The organism is uncultured Abiotrophia sp., assembly GCF_963520105.1.
GTDB lineage: Bacteria > Bacillota > Bacilli > Lactobacillales > Aerococcaceae > Abiotrophia.
Window position 1 is genome coordinate 102,009 of sequence record NZ_CAUQPN010000005.1, and the last position, 15,722, is coordinate 117,730.

Sequence of the window (15,722 nt, forward strand, 5' to 3'; positions counted from 1 at the left end):
AGAGAGGGCAAAAGGCTGGTTTTCTAGCTTTTGGCCTCTTCAGTTGCCGGTCACATTGTGTTAAAATAGATAGGTGATAAATCAGAGAAGGAGGCGAGCGGCATGGCCAAGCTTGCATTAGATACGGCGACGGAGGCACTGTCAGTGACAGTCATAGATGATGCGGACCGGATACTAGGGCATATTAGCTTAGCGGCTGGCAGACAGCATGGGGAGCGTTTGGTGCCGGTTGTGGCCCAGTTGCTGGAGGATTGCAATGTGGACCGCCAAGCCGTGGATAGCCTCTATGTGGGGGTAGGGCCTGGCTCTTATACCGGCGTACGGATTGGGGTGACCCTGGCTAAAACCTGGGCGGACAGTCTGGGCCTAGCCCTCTATCAGATGTCTTCCCTGGCCCTGTTAGCAGCTCAAGCCAGCGTTCCTGTAGGAGATTACATTATTCCCCTCATGGATGCCCGCCGCTTGTCAGCCTACACCGCACTCTATCAGCAGACAGACCAGGGCCTGGTGGCGGTGACGGCGGATTGCCATGCCGATTGGCAGACTTGGCTGAGCTCTGAAGCCCGCCAACATTTGCAGGCCGGAGCCCAAGTCCTGATGATAGGCCAGAATCTGGCGCCATTTGCTGAGACCTTTAGCCAGGCCTTGCCAGATGTCAGCCTTAAGACTGTGGAAGGTTGGACCGCCTATCCTCATACCGATAAGTTCCAGCAAGTCGCCCATGAGTGGGTGGCAGAGCCAGCTCTCTTGGAGCCTGTCTATGGCCATTTGACCTTAGCGGAACAGGAATGGCTAGCCAAAGAAGGAGGCACCAGTGTCGACCATGCAGCACTTATCCACTATTATTCGTGAGTTCTGGCAGGAGCGGGTGCTAGGACGCAAGCCTGAGCAAGCGAGTCAGACGCAACCCAAGCGTCATGCGGCCCTTGACATCAGTCAGTTCCCGCCCCAGCCCTTGGGTGCGGGGGCCTATCTACGGCCATTACTCGAAGAGGATTTGCCTGAGCTAGTGGCCTTAGAAGAACTCTGCTACGACGGCTTTCTGGCCTGGACCCTCAAGGATTTCCGGACCGACTTCCGCTATAATCTCTACGCTATCTACTGGGTGCTAGAAATCGATGGCCATATTCAGGGCCTGATTTCTGGCCGTTGCCAGCAAAAGACCGCTCACATCAGCCATCTCTTCATCCACCCGCGCTTTCGGCGCCAGGGCTATGCCCGTCGCCTGGTGCAACGCTGGTGTCGTTGCGTCAGCCAAATCGGCAGCCGGCGGGTGACCTTAGAGGTTCGGGCGACCAACCAGGCCGCTCAAAGCCTTTACCAGGGGCTAGGCTTTGAAATTGAACGCCTAGTGCCCAACTACTACCACACCATGCAGGAGGACGCCCTCTTCATGGTCTACGACTGTCAGCAATAGGAGGTGTCGGCATGGACAGCAAACATTATCAGGTGGTGCCCTTCACCGGCGCCCAGCTACCCGAGGCCTTCCGTCAGGTTATTATTGAAGGCAATCAGGCCTTGCACTGGAATGAAGCTCAGAGTCGGGACGACTTCCAACTGGACCAGGCCGAGTATTACCTGCTGCTAGACCATGATCAGGTGCGGGGCTATGTTGGCCTCCACCATGTCTTGGATGAAGCCACCCTCAACCTAGTCTATATCCAAGCTGACTTACGGGGCCAGGGCTTGGGGCGCCAGCTCCTGAATTTCGTCTTAAATCAACTAGCCCATCGGGGCATCCGCCATGTCTTCTTGGAAGTGCGCCAGGCTAATGCAGCGGCCCTGGGCCTCTACCAGCAGGCCGGCTTTGAAACCTTAATTGTCCGGCCGCGTTACTATCAAAATCCGGTGGATGATGCGGTCATTATGCAAAAATTACTAAGTCGATCAGAAAAGGAGGGGGAGCCTTCATGAGTCAAAAAGTTCGGATTCTGGCCTTTGAATCGTCTTGCGATGAGACCAGTGTGGCCATTGTCGAAGACGGCCAGACCATCTTAGCCAATGTGGTGGCTTCCCAGGTCCAAAGCCATATCCGCTTTGGCGGGGTGGTGCCAGAGGTAGCCAGCCGCCACCATGTGGAACAAATCAGTCAGGTGACCCGTCTGGCCTTACAACAAGCAGGCGTCACTTGGCAGGACATTGATGCCATTGCGGTGACCCAAGGGCCTGGCCTAGTCGGCGCCCTCCTAGTCGGGATTACAGCCGCTAAGACCTTGGCCTTGGTCCACGACAAGCCCTTGATTGCGGTCAATCATTTGGCCGGCCACATCTATGCCAGTCAAATCGGCCAGCCACTAGCCTTTCCCCTGCTGGCCCTGATTGCTTCGGGCGGCCATACCGAGTTGGTTTATATGCCTGAGCATGCAAGCTATCAAGTCGTGGGGGAGACCCAGGATGATGCGGTCGGCGAAGCCTATGATAAGGTCGGCCGCTTGCTGGGCCTGCCTTATCCGGCCGGCAAGCATGTGGACGCCTTGGCCCATCAGGGTCAGGACACCTATCCGGTGCCACGGGCCATGCTGCAAGAAGATAACTTGGACTTCAGCTTTAGTGGTATGAAGAGCGCGGTCATGAACCTAGTTCATAATGCTAAGCAAAGGGGCCAGGAGCTGGTGACGGCTGATTTGGCCACCAGCTTCCAGCAGGCGGTTGTCGATGTCTTGGTGGGCAAGACCCTCAAGGCCTTAGAGCAATATCCTGTTAAGCAATTTATTCTGGCCGGTGGGGTAGCCGCTAACTCTGGCCTGCGTCAGCGTCTCGGCGAGGAATTGGCCAGTCGCTATCCTGAGCTTGAAGTTCTGATTCCGCCTCTATCCCTCTGTGGCGACAATGCGGCCATGATTGGGGCGGCCGCCTATCCGCTTTATTTACAAAAAAAATATAGTCCACTGACCCTCAATGCTAAGCCTGGCTTATTCTTATAAGCTGGGCTATTTTTTCTTCTTGAGGGCCAAAGTTTGCGCACTAAGGGGCACTAAATCGATTTAAGCCAATGAAAAAGGCACTGAGATTTAAGTCTCAGTGCCTTTTTGATTTCCCGATATATCATATAGGATATATTGGGAAAATGCTAAACTTAAGCTAGAAAGTCTTCCAAGGCCAGACTGGCGCTTTCCCAGGCTTCTAAGGCCTCAAGTTGTCCAGCTTCAGCCTCTTGCAGGTCTTGGTGGAGCTGGGCTAGCTGGCTCTGGTCATTGGCCAAGGCAGCCGTCTCCATCTGGGCGTGGAGTTGGGCGATGCGAGCCTCCCATTGGGCGTGGCTTGCGTCTGCCTGATCCACGGCTTCTTCCAAGCGGCGGCGTTGACGCTTGGCTTCTTTCATGGCTTGATAGTCTTGTTGGGCCGGATTAGCTGAACTAGCTGAGCTAGGTTCAGTGCTTGCCTCGCTAGCTTGGCTCTGGGCAATTAAGGCTTCTTCGGCCTTCTTCTCTTGATAGTAGTCATAGTCGCCTAGGTAAGTCTTGACGCCTTGTGGGGTGACTTCAACTACTTGCGTCGCCAATCGATTGATGAAATAGCGGTCGTGGGAGACGAAGAGTAGGGTGCCATCGAAGGCAATCAAGGCATCTTCTAGAACTTCCTTGCTGTCGATATCCAAGTGGTTGGTCGGTTCGTCCAGAATCAGGGTGTTGTCGTGCTCGGTGGCTAGCAGGGCTAGACTGAGCCGGGCCTTCTCGCCCCCACTCAGCATGGAGACCTTCTTGAGGACGTCATCGCCCGAGAAGAGGAAGCTACCTAAAATGGTCCGAATGACCTTCTCGTCGGTGGTGTCATGGGCCTGCCAGAGAGTTTCTAAGACGGTCAAATTCTCGTCAGGCAAGACCAGGTTCTGGTCGTAGTAGCCGATTTGGACGCCCGCGCCAAAGCGATAGGTCCCTGCCAGGGCAGGCAGTTGGCCAATCAGGGTCTTGAGCAGGGTGGTCTTGCCGACCCCGTTAGGCCCCACTAGGGCGATGGCTTCTTGGCGCCGGACCTGGAGGTTGAGATCCTGGGCGACGGGCGTGGCCTCATAGCCCACCGCCAAATGGTCGACGGCGAGGACGTCTTCACCGGAGTCTTTGGCTGCTAGGAACTGGATGCGGGGCGCCTGCTTGTCTTGCTTAGGCTTGTCTAGGCGGTCCATTTTCTCCAACTGTTTGCGGCGACTTTGGGCCCGTTTGGTCGTTGAAGCTCGCACCAGGTTACGTTGGACGAAGTCTTCCAGTTTTTGAATGGTGGCTTGTTGAGCGGCATAGGCCTTCTCTTCTGCAGCCAGGCGCAGGGCCTTCTCTTCCACATAGTAGCTGTAATTGCCCTTGTAGGTGTGGAGACGATGATGGCGCAGTTCCAGGACCTGGTTGACCACCTTATCTAGGAAATAACGGTCGTGGGAAACCAGGAGGAGGGCGCCCTTGTAGCCAGTCAGGTAAGTTTCTAGCCAGGCTAGGGTGGTCATGTCTAAGTGGTTGGTCGGCTCGTCCAGAATCAGCAGGTCATAGTCCATGAGCAGGATGCGGGCCAGGGCCAGGCGGGTCCGTTGCCCCCCGGATAATTGGCTAACCGGCGTAGCATAGTCGGCTTCGTAGAAACGGAAACCATGTAGGACTGTCCGGATATCGGACTCAATGGCATAGGCATTGCGTTGGGTTAGGGCTTCCTGGAGTTGGTCGTAGCGCTCCAAGGCCGCCTGGTAGGCTGGGGCTTGGGTGTCGTCTGACAGCTCGGCTAGTCGCATGGCGGCTTCTTCAGCCGTCTGGCGCAGGGCCAAAGTCTCCTGGAAGACTGCCAGCATGGTATCCCAGATGGACAGGCTGTCGTTCCATTCGGTCCGAACATGTTGGGCCAGGTAGCCGATTTTTAGGCCCTTGGCCTTGGTGATGGAACCGTCCGAGATTGGCTCCTCGCCCATGATTTGCTTAATCAGGGTGGACTTGCCGGCCCCATTACGGCCCACTAGGGCAATACGGTCTTGAGTTTGGATATTGAAGGAGACCCCTTCATAGAGGGTGTCATCGGCAAAGCGCCGAGCCAGGTCATTGGCTTGTAGTAGAATCATAGCAGGCGATTCCTTTCTATCAGTGTCTCTATCATTATACCTTGAAGATTCAGGACCTTCAAGGAAAGAGAAGGGACGCATTCTCGGAGACTGGAGGGCGGGCTGTCGTCATCTTGCTTTTCAATATTTTAGGCCCAGTTCGGGTTAACCCGAACTGGGTGGGTAATCTTGAAAAGCAAGAAAGTCATAGGAAAAGGCGCCGTTGCCTGTATCTCAATATGGAAGTGTAGAAAACATGGAGAAACTTAAACTAGCCCAAGTATTTTTTAGCGGAGACAAGGCTCATGTTTGGGACAAAAGAGGGGTCGGACGGCGAGAAATCCGTTGGAAGCCTAGCCAGGCTAGAGCCGGTCCAGCTCCCAATGCCCGCTTTAGGTTTAAATGCCGAAAGGCGATCACGAGTTCTCGCCACAAACACCGAGAATTTAATTATCTTGCTTTTCAATATTTTACGTTGAGTTCGGGTTAACCCGAACTCGCATAAAAATACTGAAAAGCAAGAAAGTGATTGTACAGTCTACTATTAATATGATATCAACGTTCATAGAAATAATATGGGAAGGAATTTGAAATGCCTAAAATAATTTTTACGGAAAATAGCCTATCGAAGCAAAAGACTGGCGCTGCCAGATAGCTACTTTAGACTCAAAGACCAAAGATGCCCAGAACTACTAGGCGCCAACCCTAAAACAAAATAATCTTGCTAATCAATATTTGGCATCGAGTTGTGGTTAACCACAACTCGCATCAAAAAGCTGAAAACCAAGAAGTTTATAGCGATTCCTACTATGGCTGTTCTACCAAGAGTCATCCCAAAAATATTAAGCAAAAGCTAAAATGCCCCAAAATATTTTTGCCTCAAATCTTATCAAGCTAGCCACAAAAAAAGAGCTCCTCAAGAGGAGCTCGTGTCTACTTAGCTAGCAACTTGTGCTCGGTCATAGTCATAGAGACGGGTCAGGACATAGGCTAATCCGCAGGTCAGCCCGTGGATTTCGTTGATGTGCCGGGTTAAGAAGAGGGGTGCCACATAAATCAAGACAGCCAAGGCGCCGTAGAAGTGCGGTTTGTATTGTGGGAAGCGGCGGACATAGCGCAGATAAATCATGGCAAGCACATAGCCCCAGATGGCACCACCCGTAATCGGATGTAAGAAGAGTTGATAAGCTGGCATGCGGAGAAATTCCATGGGGGAAACAATCCTTTCTACTAGTGACTAAATTATTTGATTTTGTAACGTCTGATGGTGAGAGTCAAGACGCCATCTTGGAAGCCACCCTGGGCTTCATCGATGGCCTTGCCCAGGAAGCTGTAGTCATGGCCGGAGCAGTGACTACCCAGGAGGGCGTTAAAGTATTCGTCTACTTCGATTTCCCGCGGACTTTGTAAATCCTTGAGTAGCTCTTGGAAGCTAGCGGGTTCGGCCTGGCAGGGCGCCTGGACCGTTATTTCAATGACTTGGTTGCTAGCCTTAAAGTCCAGGTTAAAATCATTGAGGCCATTGTCTAAGAAATAGGAGACAATCTCCTTCATAATACGCGTTGCTTTGTGTTTTTCGATATTCATAGGGGACTCCTTCTAATCATCATAAGCGTGATGGTTGCTGCGCAGGGTATCATAGATGGGTACCAGGAAGGCGGCGACAAAGCCACCCGCAAAGCCGTTGTTATAGAGGCTCATGCCTGCGTGTAAACTAAAGACCATACTCACTACATTATAATGCAAAAAGCCTGCGACTGCACCATAAATGATGCCATAATGTCCAGCAATTGGTGCTAGGGTGGTCCCAAATAAGATAGGCACCCAAACTGAGGATTGGGCGGGGTCTTGGCCTAGTAATAAGGCAGCTAGTAGAATGCCGGCTGAGATAGGCAGGCAGTTACGCGGGTGCTTACCGAAGGCGGAGAAACCCATGATCCCTAGGATACCGCCCAGGATAGGCCCATTGAATTGGACACCCAAGGCCAGGGCCAGCAACAAGTAGAGGCTGCCGTTAAGGGCCATATTGAAGGCGGCCGTTCCGAAGCCGAAGTGAGCTAAGAAGTCATCTGGTGTCCGACCGGCCCGGCGCAAGAGTTTGCCGTAGTTGGCTTTGACTTCTGTTCGCTTGAAGGCTGCTAGGCCAAAGAGTCCCAGCAAGATGCCCAGCAGATAGAGGACTAAGAGGCCATGATGCTCTTGATTGAGGATGCTGAGGCTAGGCGCCTCTAGCTTGAAGTAGCGGAAGCTAATGGTCCCGAACATGGCGATGATGCCCATGGCGAAGCCAAAGTTATAGAGGTTAAAGCCTTGGTGGAACTTGAGGTATTGCTCAGCCAAAGGCGCCGAGATGAAGCCGACACCAGTCCCAATCAGGGCTGCCAAAATGAGCGACCACCAGGACAAGCCAGGTGCGATGGCCCAGAAGGAGATAAAGGGCGCCGCCGAAGTGGCGAAGAGGCTGACCGTGGTCAAGGAGCCGAAGGATTGGCCGGTCCAGCGACTATAGAGGTAGACCCCATAAATAATAGGCAGGATATTCAAGATATGGGTCCCGAAGAGGGCGTGGCCAGCAAAGATACCGGCAGCTGCCGCTTGCAGACCATTAAGGCGTGACCGCGTGTTGGTGTAGACCAGGATGTAGGCAATAACGAAATGGCAAGCCACATTGAAGAAAGTAGCCGCCATCCCCATGGCCGTAAAGTCAGTCATTAGGTAGCTTTGTTTACTTAAAATTTGGCCGTAATCAGACCAGAGGCTTCCAGCATCTGGCATCAAGAAGCTAAATATAAAGGTATAGAGGGCCAGCACTAAGAGACTAGACTTCTTGTTGGGCCGCAGGAAAGATGGGATAGTAGAATCAGCCATGGGAACCTCCTTATCAGCTGCTAATGTTAGTATAGCACAAAGGAAAGGCTTTCGCGGGGTTTTTTACTGTTTTTCTGAAGGGCATATATTAACAAATTATAGTTGTTTTAGCAAAAAATAGAGAAGTCTGTGACAAGACTTGATTTAGGGTAAGCGCTTAGCAATAATAGAGGATAGAGGAGACTCGATTCGTGATGAGGAGGAAGAAAAATGGCAATGCCAGTATCAACTGAATTAAAAAAATATATGGAAAAGATTTGTGATCAAGCCCGGGCGGTCAATCCCCGTTGGGCTGAGGTCTTTCATGAGTGTTTCTTAAATACCCTAGAGACGACTATTGAACGCCTAGAAGACGGCACTACCTTCGTGGTGACTGGAGACATCCCGGCCATGTGGCTACGCGACTCGACCGCACAAGTCCGGCCTTACCTGGTCTTAGCTAAGGAGCATGAGGACATCTACGACATGATTGCCGGCTTGGTCGAGCGCCAATTTGGCTATATCTTAATTGACCCTTACACCAATGCCTTCAACCAAGAACCAAATGGCCAAGGCCATGGGGCGACCGACCACACTCAAATGAATGACTGGATTTGGGAGCGCAAATACGAAATCGATAGCTTGGCCTATGCCATTCAATTAGCTTACCTACTCTATGTTAATAGTGGCCGGACCGACCACTTAACAGAGACCGTCCGCAAGGGCTTGGTGACCATTCTAGACCTCTGGCGCACGGAGCAAGACCATGCAGGGGCTAGTCCTTATCGCTTTGTGCGTGACACCGACCGCCAAGAAGACACCCTGCCATTTGATGGCATGGGCTCACCCGTCGGCTACACTGGCATGACCTGGTCTGGCTTCCGTCCAAGTGATGATCGTTGTACCTATCACTACTTAGTGCCATCCAACCAATTTGCTAGCGTGGTCTTGGGCTATGTGGCAGAATTGGCGCCCTTCTTGGGCTTGACTCAAGAAGAAATCGAGCTAGCGGCCACCCTTAAGGCTCAAATCCAGGCCGGCATTGAGCGCTATGGGATTATTCAAAATGCCCAAGGTCAGGCAGTCTATGCTTACGAAGTAGATGGTTTAGGCAATGCCAGCATCATGGATGATGGCAATGTGCCAAACCTACTTTCCCTGCCTTACCTAGGCTTCTGTTCAGAAGATGATCCTATCTATGTGGCCACACGCCAGACCGTTCTGTCGCCAGAGAACCCTTACTACTACAGTGGCAAATTAGCCAGTGGCCTGGGCTCCTCTCATACTTGGGATCAGTATATCTGGCCAATTTCCCTCTCTATGGAAGGTTTAACCACCAGCCATAAGGCGGAGAAGGCTCGGATTTTAGACTTGCTGGTCAATACGGATGCCGGCACCAACCAAATGCACGAATCCTTCCACGTGGACGATGACAGTCGTTACACCCGGGAGTGGTTCTCTTGGTCTAATATGATGTTCTGCGAACTCCTCTTAGACTACTTCGATATTCGCGTTAAACGCTAGAAAGACATGAGGCAATAACATGAGCAAGAAAACAGTTCATATCATTTCCCACTCCCACTGGGATCGGGAATGGTATCTTCCCTTTGAAGAACACCACCTACGTTTAGTCGACTTGATTGATCAAGTCCTAGACCTGTTCGACACAGATCCAGACTACCGTTACTTCCACCTGGATGGCCAGACCATCACCTTGGACGACTATCTACAAATTCGTCCTCATCAAGAAGCGCGACTTAAGGCGGCCGTTCAGTCCGGCAAATTACGGATTGGGCCCTTCTATATCTTGCAGGATGCCTTCCTGATTAGTGGCGAGGCAACCGTACGTAACGGTCTGATTGGTTATCAAGATCTCAAACGCTGGGGGGTTAAGGGCGAACAATTAGGTTACTATCCGGACACCTTCGGCCTAACCGGCCAAACCCCACAAATCACTCGTGGTATGGGCATGTCTGTGGCAGCCTTTGGTCGCGGGGTCAAACCAACGGGCTTTGACAACCAGACCTTTGAAGAAGGCAGCTTCAAGTCGGCCTTCTCAGAGCTTACCTGGAAGAGTCCAGATGGCTCGGATGTCCTGGGGATTCTCTTCGCTAACTGGTATAGTAACGGCAATGAAATCCCTGCTGATCCTGAGCAAGCCAAAGTCTTCTGGGACAAGAAATTAGCCGATGCAGAGCGCTATGCGGTCTCTGACCAGTTGCTCATGCTCAATGGCTGTGACCACCAACCTGCCCAGACTGATCTGTCCCAAGCCATTGCCTTGGCCAACCAGCTCTACCCAGACTATGAATTCATCCACTCCAACTTTACCCTCTATCAAGAAGCCCTAGAAGCGAGCCTAGCAAGCAATCAACCACAATTAAGTGTGGTGGAAGGGGAACTACGTTCGCAAGCAACGGATGGTTGGTATACTTTGGCCAATACCGCTTCTTCCCGTCTCTACCTCAAGCAGTATTCAGCTCGTCTGTCTGACTACTTGGAGCAAGTTCTGGAGCCGTTAGCCACCTTAGCTACTCGTTACGGCTACGTCTATCCAAGCGATAAAATTGACTTTATCTGGAAGACCCTCTTACAGAACTATCCTCATGACAGCATTTGTGGCTGCAGTATCGACGAAGTTCACCGGGGCATGGTGTCCCGCTTTGAAGCCGTTGAAGCGGCTAGCCAGACCCTAGTGCGGGGCATCTTAGACTTCTTGGCTCAGCAGGTCAAAGCGCCAAATCGCTTGGCAGACCAGCCTTATGTCTTGCAGGTCTGGAACCCAAGCAATTGCCTCAAGGAAGGGCGCCTAGTCAGCAAAGTCGTCTTAGACCGGGCCTTCTTCAGTCAATATCCGGTTAAGGAAGCCTACAAACGCATGGCAGAATTAGCCATTGAAGACTACCAATTAGTGGATGGCCAAGGCCAAGTCGTGCCTGCCACCATTGTGGACCTAGGGGCTAACTTCGACTATGACCTACCAGATGACCGTTTCCGCCGGGCCTACTTCGCACGTGAATTAGAAGTGGAATGGCTAGCCACCGTGCCTGCCATGTCCTTGGCTGAGTACTATTTGGTGCCTAAGACAGAGGACCTGGAACTAGAAGGTGGGGCCCAAGACAAGGAGTTCATCGAAAATGACTACCTCAAAGTGGCCCTAGCAGCCAACGGCTCCGTTACCATCACCGATAAGGTGACCGGCCAGGTCTATGAAGATCAAGGTCTCTTAGAAGAAACTGGGGATGTGGGCAATGAGTATATTTTCCGCGAATCCTTAGGCCAACGCCTGACCCAAGCTGATGCTCTGATTAGCGCCCGGGTCATCCACGATGGCTTGGCCGATCATCTGGTCTTAGGCTATCAACTTCAAGTGCCAATTTCGGCTGACTATGCCTTACTAGAGGCGCAAAAACAAGTCATCGATGTGGTCGAACGCCAAATTGGCCGGGCTGACGAGACAGTGTCGGTTGAAATCTTCGTGACCTATAGCCTGACCCCTCAATCACGGGGTGTAGCCATCCGACTAGAAGGGCACAATGAGGTCTTGGATCACCGGGTACGACTGGGCTTCAAGCTACCTGAGCGCACGGACCGCCACTTTGTCGACTCAGCCTATGAATGGCTCTGGCGCTCTAACCATGTGGCGCCTGAATGGCGTAACCCAAGCAACCCACAAGCCTTGCACCGCAATGTGGCCATTGGGGAGAGTCAAGGTTTGACCTTGAGTGTACAGGGGCTGCCTGAATATGAAGTGACCGTTGACGACCAAGCGACTTATCTCTATCTGACCTGCTTGCGTTGCACCGGCGAATTAGGTGACTGGGGTTACTTCCCAACACCGGAAGCCCAATGTCTGGGCGATTACGAAGCCAGTGCCTACCTCCAATTCTGGCAAGGCCAAGATCAGTTAAGCCAGAGCTTTGCGACCGGGTCTTCCATCTTCATCCCACTCTTGGTCAAGCAAGCCAGCCTAGGCCAAGGTTTGGCTGACTGGCAAGCCAGCCCTGTCAAGGTCAATGACCTGCCAAGAGGCATCGAAGTGACGGCCTTCAAGCAGGCCCACGATAGCCAAGATTGGATTCTCCGCCTGGTCAGCCATGCCTCAGAGACGCTCGACCTGGCACCTTATCTACCTAGCCACTTGCAATCGGTCAACCTCTTAGAAGAGGACCTAGAGGAGACCTCTTCGCTGATTGCGCCTTATGAAATCAAGACCTATCGCCTTAAGAAAGGGTAAGTAGTATGACTAAGATTTGGATTGAAGATGCGGCCTTGCGCGACAAGGTTGAGCGTCTAGCAGCAGAATTAGACCTATCCCTAGCGCCTGATGGCCGCCTGGTTGACTATCAAGCGGGCCCGGCGGGCAAGTTAGAAGTATCCGACCAAGGAGAGGGCGTCCTCATTGTGGCGCCTGACCTACCACATTTCTTCCATGGCTTGGCCCTCTGGAATATGCGGCAACAAGCCGGCCAGACTAGCAGCTTTAGCCAGCCCATTAGTTTCAGCCGCAATGGCCTCATGCTGGATAACTCCCGCAATGCCGTTGCCAAGGTGGACTATGTTAAGTCCCTCTTAAGACGCTTGGCCGTCTTAGGCCACACTTGGTATATGCTCTATATGGAAGATGTCTATGAAATTCCGGAGCAGCCTTATTTTGGGGCCTTCCGAGGCCGTTATAGCCAGGCCGATCTGCGTGAATTGGATGCTTACGCCCAGGACTTGGGTATTGAGTTGGTGCCTTGTGTGCAGACCTTGGCCCACCTCAACCAGTTCTTCCAATGGGAGCATATTAACAGTCAATATGCAGATCTAGCGGACGTCCTCCACGTAGGGCGGGAAGAGACCTATACCTTAATCGACCAAATGTTGGCCTCTCTCTCTTCTTGTTTTACAACCAAGCGCATTCACTTAGGTATGGATGAAGCCTATGACCTAGGGCGAGGCCATTATCTGGATCAAGTGGGCTTGCGAGCTAAGACTGACATTATGTTGGACCACCTAGCCCGCATGAAGACCCTCTGTGACCGCTATGACCTAGAACCAATCATTTGGGATGACATGTTCTTCTCTTGGTATAACCAAGTAGGAGAAGACGAGAAAATCGCCATTCCTGAGGGCATCAGCCTCATGTACTGGGATTACTACCAACATACCACCCAAGCTTACTTGGATAAAATCGCCCAACGTCGTAGTTTAGGGGCTCAAGTCAGCTTTGCTGGTGGGGCCTGGCGTTGGACGGGTTACACGCCGCACCACCGTAAGACCTTGGTGGCTAGCCTGGCCGGCCTAGAAGCGGCCCGCCAAACCGGCATCCAGGAAGTCATGGCGACCGCCTGGGGAGACGATAGTTCTGAGTCGCCATTTGAAGCGGCCGTCTTCGGCCTGGTCCTCTATTCTTACCTAGACAGCCATGCTGACTATGTAGAAGAGGAGTTTAGCCAATGGTTAAGCTTCTTCTCCGGTTTATCCCTATCCGACTGGCTCAAGCAAGGGGAATTAGACTTGTTGCCAGAATGGGATCAATTAGCAGGTATTGATGTGACGCCTTCTAAATACTTCTTCTATCAAGATTTGCTACTGCCGATGTTTATGCCACAAATTGAGTCCATGGATGTGGACTATGGGGCCCGTATGGCCAAATTGGCCGTTGATTTCGACGCTATGGAGGGTGGCAACCCAGCTGTCAACCAGTTCTATAGCGACTATGCCCTCTGCTTGGCTAACAAATGGAACCTGCCTTACTTAATCTGGCAGGCCTATCATGCCCACGACCGTCAGACACTAGCTGACCTCGTTCACGGTCGCTTGCCACAACTGATTGCGGACTATGACCGCGTCCTGCAAAGTCGTCGTCAAGTCTGGTTACAAGAAGCCAACCCATTTGGCTTGGAAATCTTAGAATATCGGATTGGCGGGCTGATGACCCGGACGCAGGCGGTCATTTCGCGCTTGAAGGATTATCTGTCAGGCCGTGTCGACAGTCTGCCAGAGTTGGAGGAAGCAAGACTCAATCCGCTGCCAACAGACCAAAGTGGATTCAAACCAGCCGTCAACTACAACCGCGCCCTACGGACTATGTCGCGGTCCCGTATGACCTGGTAGCATCAGACAAAAAAGGCAAGGGAATAACCCTTGCCTTTGGCTTTATGAATACAAAAATGACGAGGACTCAGTCCTCGTCATTTGATTTCGTCTGTGATTACCAGGCGCGGATGCGACCTTGGCAGTCTGGGCAGACACCGTAAACTTCGACTTTAGTCCGGTTGGTTGTATAGCCGGTTTGTTTATGGACGTCTTCGGTTGGATCTGGGAACTTAGTCATAGCGAAGTCCGCAATTTTCCCACAGCGTTCACAGATAATGTGCTGATGGTTGTAGCCATTTAGGCCCATGTAGTCATAACGACTGGTGACATCAGAGAATTTCATCTCATTGACATAACCTTCTTTGACTAGGAAAGACAGGTTATTATAGATGGTCGCAAGACTAAGGCTTGGCCAGTCAGGTAAGAGATCATGGTAGATTTCTTCCACGGTAGGGTGATTGTGTGTCTGAATCATATAGGATAGAATGGCGCGACGTTGCGGCGTCATCCGAATGTGCTTGTTCTTAAGTTGGGCAACAACTTGTTCGAGTTCTTTAGCGACATCAGTTACATATTCCATTTTGGGTCACCTCCTTTTATTTATTGATAATTAAAACAATCTACTACATATAACATTATAGCACAAATTTTAGCGATAAGTCAAGCCAATTGCCTTCTCCATCCGCGCTAGGACCTTGTTAGCCTGTTGGTTGGCCTTCTTAGCTCCTTCGGCCAAGATGTCGTCTAGGGTGCTAGAAGTCAAGAGACGATGATATTCCGCTTGGATTGGCTCTAGGGTCGCGATAATACTGTCGGCAATGGCCTGCTTAAAGGTCCCATAGCCAGCCTCATGATATTCAGCCACCAGAGAGTCAATTGAACGGCCAGAAAAAGCAGAGAAAATATCCAGCAGGTTGCTGACAGCCGGTTGATTTTCACGGTCGTAATTGACTTGGCCAACCGAGTCGGTGACGGCACTCTTCATCTTCTTAAGGATGGTCTTAGGATCATCTAGGAGGGAGATGGTCGCCTTAGCATTGGTATCGGATTTACTCATCTTGCTGAATGGGTCCTGCAGACTCATGACCCGGCCACCGGATTTAGGGGTGATGATTTCAGGTTTGACTAGGAGCTCCTTGCCCTTGCCGTAGCGTTGGTTGAAGCGGTCCACATAGTTACGGGTTAACTCCAAATGCTGCTTCTGGTCTTCGCCCACTGGTACATAGGCTGCATCATAGAGAATAATGTCTGCAACCATTAAGGCAGGGTAGCAGAGCAAGCCAGCATTGACACTTTCCTGCTTGGTGGATTTATCTTTATATTGGGTCATGCGTTCCAATTCGCCCAAGCCGGTCGTACAGAGAATTATCCAAGCTGCTTGCGTGTGGGCTGGGACATCAGACTGAACGAAAACGGTTGCCTTCTTAGGGTCAATGCCTAGGGCCAGATAGAGGGCAGCCAACTCACGGGTTGTTTGGTGGAGCTTGGCTGGCTCTTGGGGCACGGTAATGGCGTGCTGGTTGACGATACAGTAGGTAGCGTCATAGTCGTCTTGCAATTCAACAAATTGGCGCATAGCCCCAACGTAGTTCCCGATGGTTGGAACTGAGGTAGGTTGAACGCCAGAAAAAATTTTGGGTTTCATCAAATCGAGCCTCATTCTCTCTTAGTTTCGCTACTATTATTATAACGCAGTTTCACTTAATTGACAAAAGCAATGTGGCGCCCGCCTAGCAAAAGAAGGCAGAGGAGAGATTGAACAAGGACTTTTAAAGAA

Annotated in this window: 13 protein-coding genes; 7 read left to right on the top strand and 6 right to left on the bottom strand. The window is 51.7% G+C overall.

Annotated features, from left to right (window positions below; translation table 11 throughout):
- Positions 1-102: 102 nt before the first annotated feature.
- The 4 genes from tsaB to tsaD are packed head-to-tail and all read left to right on the top strand — an operon-like array spanning position 103 to position 2,924.
- Positions 103-852, top strand: a complete 750-nt coding sequence (gene tsaB, locus RWO08_RS06510; protein ID WP_314211560.1) for a tRNA (adenosine(37)-N6)-threonylcarbamoyltransferase complex dimerization subunit type 1 TsaB — start codon at positions 103-105, stop codon at positions 850-852.
- Positions 824-1,417: a ribosomal protein S18-alanine N-acetyltransferase gene (gene rimI, locus RWO08_RS06515; protein WP_314211561.1), complete on the top strand. Its 594-nt coding sequence runs from the start codon at positions 824-826 to the stop codon at positions 1,415-1,417. The genes tsaB and rimI (RWO08_RS06515) overlap by 29 nt, the downstream gene beginning before the upstream one ends.
- 11 nt (positions 1,418-1,428) lie before the next feature.
- On the top strand, positions 1,429-1,914 hold the full coding sequence (gene rimI, locus RWO08_RS06520; protein WP_314211562.1) for a ribosomal protein S18-alanine N-acetyltransferase: 486 nt from the start codon (positions 1,429-1,431) through the stop codon (positions 1,912-1,914).
- Entirely contained in the window at positions 1,911-2,924 is a 1,014-nt protein-coding gene (gene tsaD / locus RWO08_RS06525) for a tRNA (adenosine(37)-N6)-threonylcarbamoyltransferase complex transferase subunit TsaD (protein ID WP_314211563.1), read from the top strand. The genes rimI (RWO08_RS06520) and tsaD overlap by 4 nt, the downstream gene beginning before the upstream one ends.
- 152 nt (positions 2,925-3,076) lie before the next feature.
- On the opposite strand, the gene RWO08_RS06530 is transcribed toward tsaD, so the two are convergent.
- From RWO08_RS06530 to RWO08_RS06545, 4 genes are all read right to left on the bottom strand, one after another.
- Positions 3,077-5,035: an ABC-F family ATP-binding cassette domain-containing protein gene (locus RWO08_RS06530; RefSeq protein ID WP_314211564.1), complete on the bottom strand. Its 1,959-nt coding sequence runs from the start codon at positions 5,033-5,035 to the stop codon at positions 3,077-3,079.
- 916 nt (positions 5,036-5,951) lie between these two features.
- The gene (locus tag RWO08_RS06535; protein WP_314211565.1) at positions 5,952-6,224 is read right to left on the bottom strand and encodes a hypothetical protein; all 273 of its coding nucleotides are present in this window, start codon (positions 6,222-6,224) and stop codon (positions 5,952-5,954) included.
- A 32-nt stretch (positions 6,225-6,256) separates the two neighbouring features.
- Positions 6,257-6,601 carry a hypothetical protein gene (locus RWO08_RS06540; protein WP_070755786.1) on the bottom strand — a complete coding sequence of 115 codons (345 nt, stop codon included), beginning with the start codon at positions 6,599-6,601 and terminating at the stop codon, positions 6,257-6,259.
- A 12-nt stretch (positions 6,602-6,613) separates the two neighbouring features.
- Positions 6,614-7,882: a DUF1576 domain-containing protein gene (locus RWO08_RS06545; protein ID WP_314211566.1), complete on the bottom strand. Its 1,269-nt coding sequence runs from the start codon at positions 7,880-7,882 to the stop codon at positions 6,614-6,616.
- A gap of 210 nt (positions 7,883-8,092) precedes the next feature.
- Here RWO08_RS06545 and RWO08_RS06550 point away from each other — a divergent pair, with 210 nt between their 5' ends.
- From RWO08_RS06550 to RWO08_RS06560, 3 genes are read left to right on the top strand one after another with little or no spacing between them, the layout of a single operon-like run.
- Positions 8,093-9,385 carry a glycoside hydrolase family 125 protein gene (locus tag RWO08_RS06550; RefSeq protein ID WP_399495876.1) on the top strand — a complete coding sequence of 431 codons (1,293 nt, stop codon included), beginning with the start codon at positions 8,093-8,095 and terminating at the stop codon, positions 9,383-9,385.
- Positions 9,386-9,404: 19 nt separating this feature from the next.
- Positions 9,405-12,098 (top strand): alpha-mannosidase, encoded by a 2,694-nt coding sequence (locus tag RWO08_RS06555; protein ID WP_314211567.1) that lies wholly within the window; start codon positions 9,405-9,407, stop codon positions 12,096-12,098.
- A 5-nt stretch (positions 12,099-12,103) separates the two neighbouring features.
- Positions 12,104-13,963, top strand: a complete 1,860-nt coding sequence (locus RWO08_RS06560; protein WP_314211568.1) for a family 20 glycosylhydrolase — start codon at positions 12,104-12,106, stop codon at positions 13,961-13,963.
- A 97-nt stretch (positions 13,964-14,060) separates the two neighbouring features.
- Here RWO08_RS06560 and RWO08_RS06565 read toward each other — a convergent pair whose 3' ends face one another.
- Both RWO08_RS06565 and trpS read right to left on the bottom strand, forming a co-directional pair.
- On the bottom strand, positions 14,061-14,525 hold the full coding sequence (locus RWO08_RS06565; RefSeq protein ID WP_023392324.1) for a Fur family transcriptional regulator: 465 nt from the start codon (positions 14,523-14,525) through the stop codon (positions 14,061-14,063).
- 69 nt (positions 14,526-14,594) lie between these two features.
- The gene (trpS, locus tag RWO08_RS06570; RefSeq protein WP_314211569.1) at positions 14,595-15,590 is read right to left on the bottom strand and encodes a tryptophan--tRNA ligase; all 996 of its coding nucleotides are present in this window, start codon (positions 15,588-15,590) and stop codon (positions 14,595-14,597) included.
- Positions 15,591-15,722: the final 132 nt, after the last annotated feature.

What these genes read in the sequence shown, in the direction of transcription:
- RWO08_RS06555 (WP_314211567.1), top strand. Translation starts at nt 9,405, where the DNA reads ATGAGCAAGAAAACAGTTCATATCATTTCCCACTCCCACTGGGATCGG.
- RWO08_RS06530 (WP_314211564.1), bottom strand. Translation starts at nt 5,035, where the DNA reads ATGATTCTACTACAAGCCAATGACCTGGCTCGGCGCTTTGCCGATGAC.
- rimI (WP_314211562.1), top strand. Translation starts at nt 1,429, where the DNA reads ATGGACAGCAAACATTATCAGGTGGTGCCCTTCACCGGCGCCCAGCTA.
- tsaB (WP_314211560.1), top strand. Translation starts at nt 103, where the DNA reads ATGGCCAAGCTTGCATTAGATACGGCGACGGAGGCACTGTCAGTGACA.
- RWO08_RS06550 (WP_399495876.1), top strand. Translation starts at nt 8,093, where the DNA reads ATGGCAATGCCAGTATCAACTGAATTAAAAAAATATATGGAAAAGATT.
- RWO08_RS06540 (WP_070755786.1), bottom strand. Translation starts at nt 6,601, where the DNA reads ATGAATATCGAAAAACACAAAGCAACGCGTATTATGAAGGAGATTGTC.
- RWO08_RS06535 (WP_314211565.1), bottom strand. Translation starts at nt 6,224, where the DNA reads ATGGAATTTCTCCGCATGCCAGCTTATCAACTCTTCTTACATCCGATT.
- RWO08_RS06565 (WP_023392324.1), bottom strand. Translation starts at nt 14,525, where the DNA reads ATGGAATATGTAACTGATGTCGCTAAAGAACTCGAACAAGTTGTTGCC.
- rimI (WP_314211561.1), top strand. Translation starts at nt 824, where the DNA reads ATGCAGCACTTATCCACTATTATTCGTGAGTTCTGGCAGGAGCGGGTG.
- RWO08_RS06545 (WP_314211566.1), bottom strand. Translation starts at nt 7,882, where the DNA reads ATGGCTGATTCTACTATCCCATCTTTCCTGCGGCCCAACAAGAAGTCT.
- RWO08_RS06560 (WP_314211568.1), top strand. Translation starts at nt 12,104, where the DNA reads ATGACTAAGATTTGGATTGAAGATGCGGCCTTGCGCGACAAGGTTGAG.
- trpS (WP_314211569.1), bottom strand. Translation starts at nt 15,590, where the DNA reads ATGAAACCCAAAATTTTTTCTGGCGTTCAACCTACCTCAGTTCCAACC.
- tsaD (WP_314211563.1), top strand. Translation starts at nt 1,911, where the DNA reads ATGAGTCAAAAAGTTCGGATTCTGGCCTTTGAATCGTCTTGCGATGAG.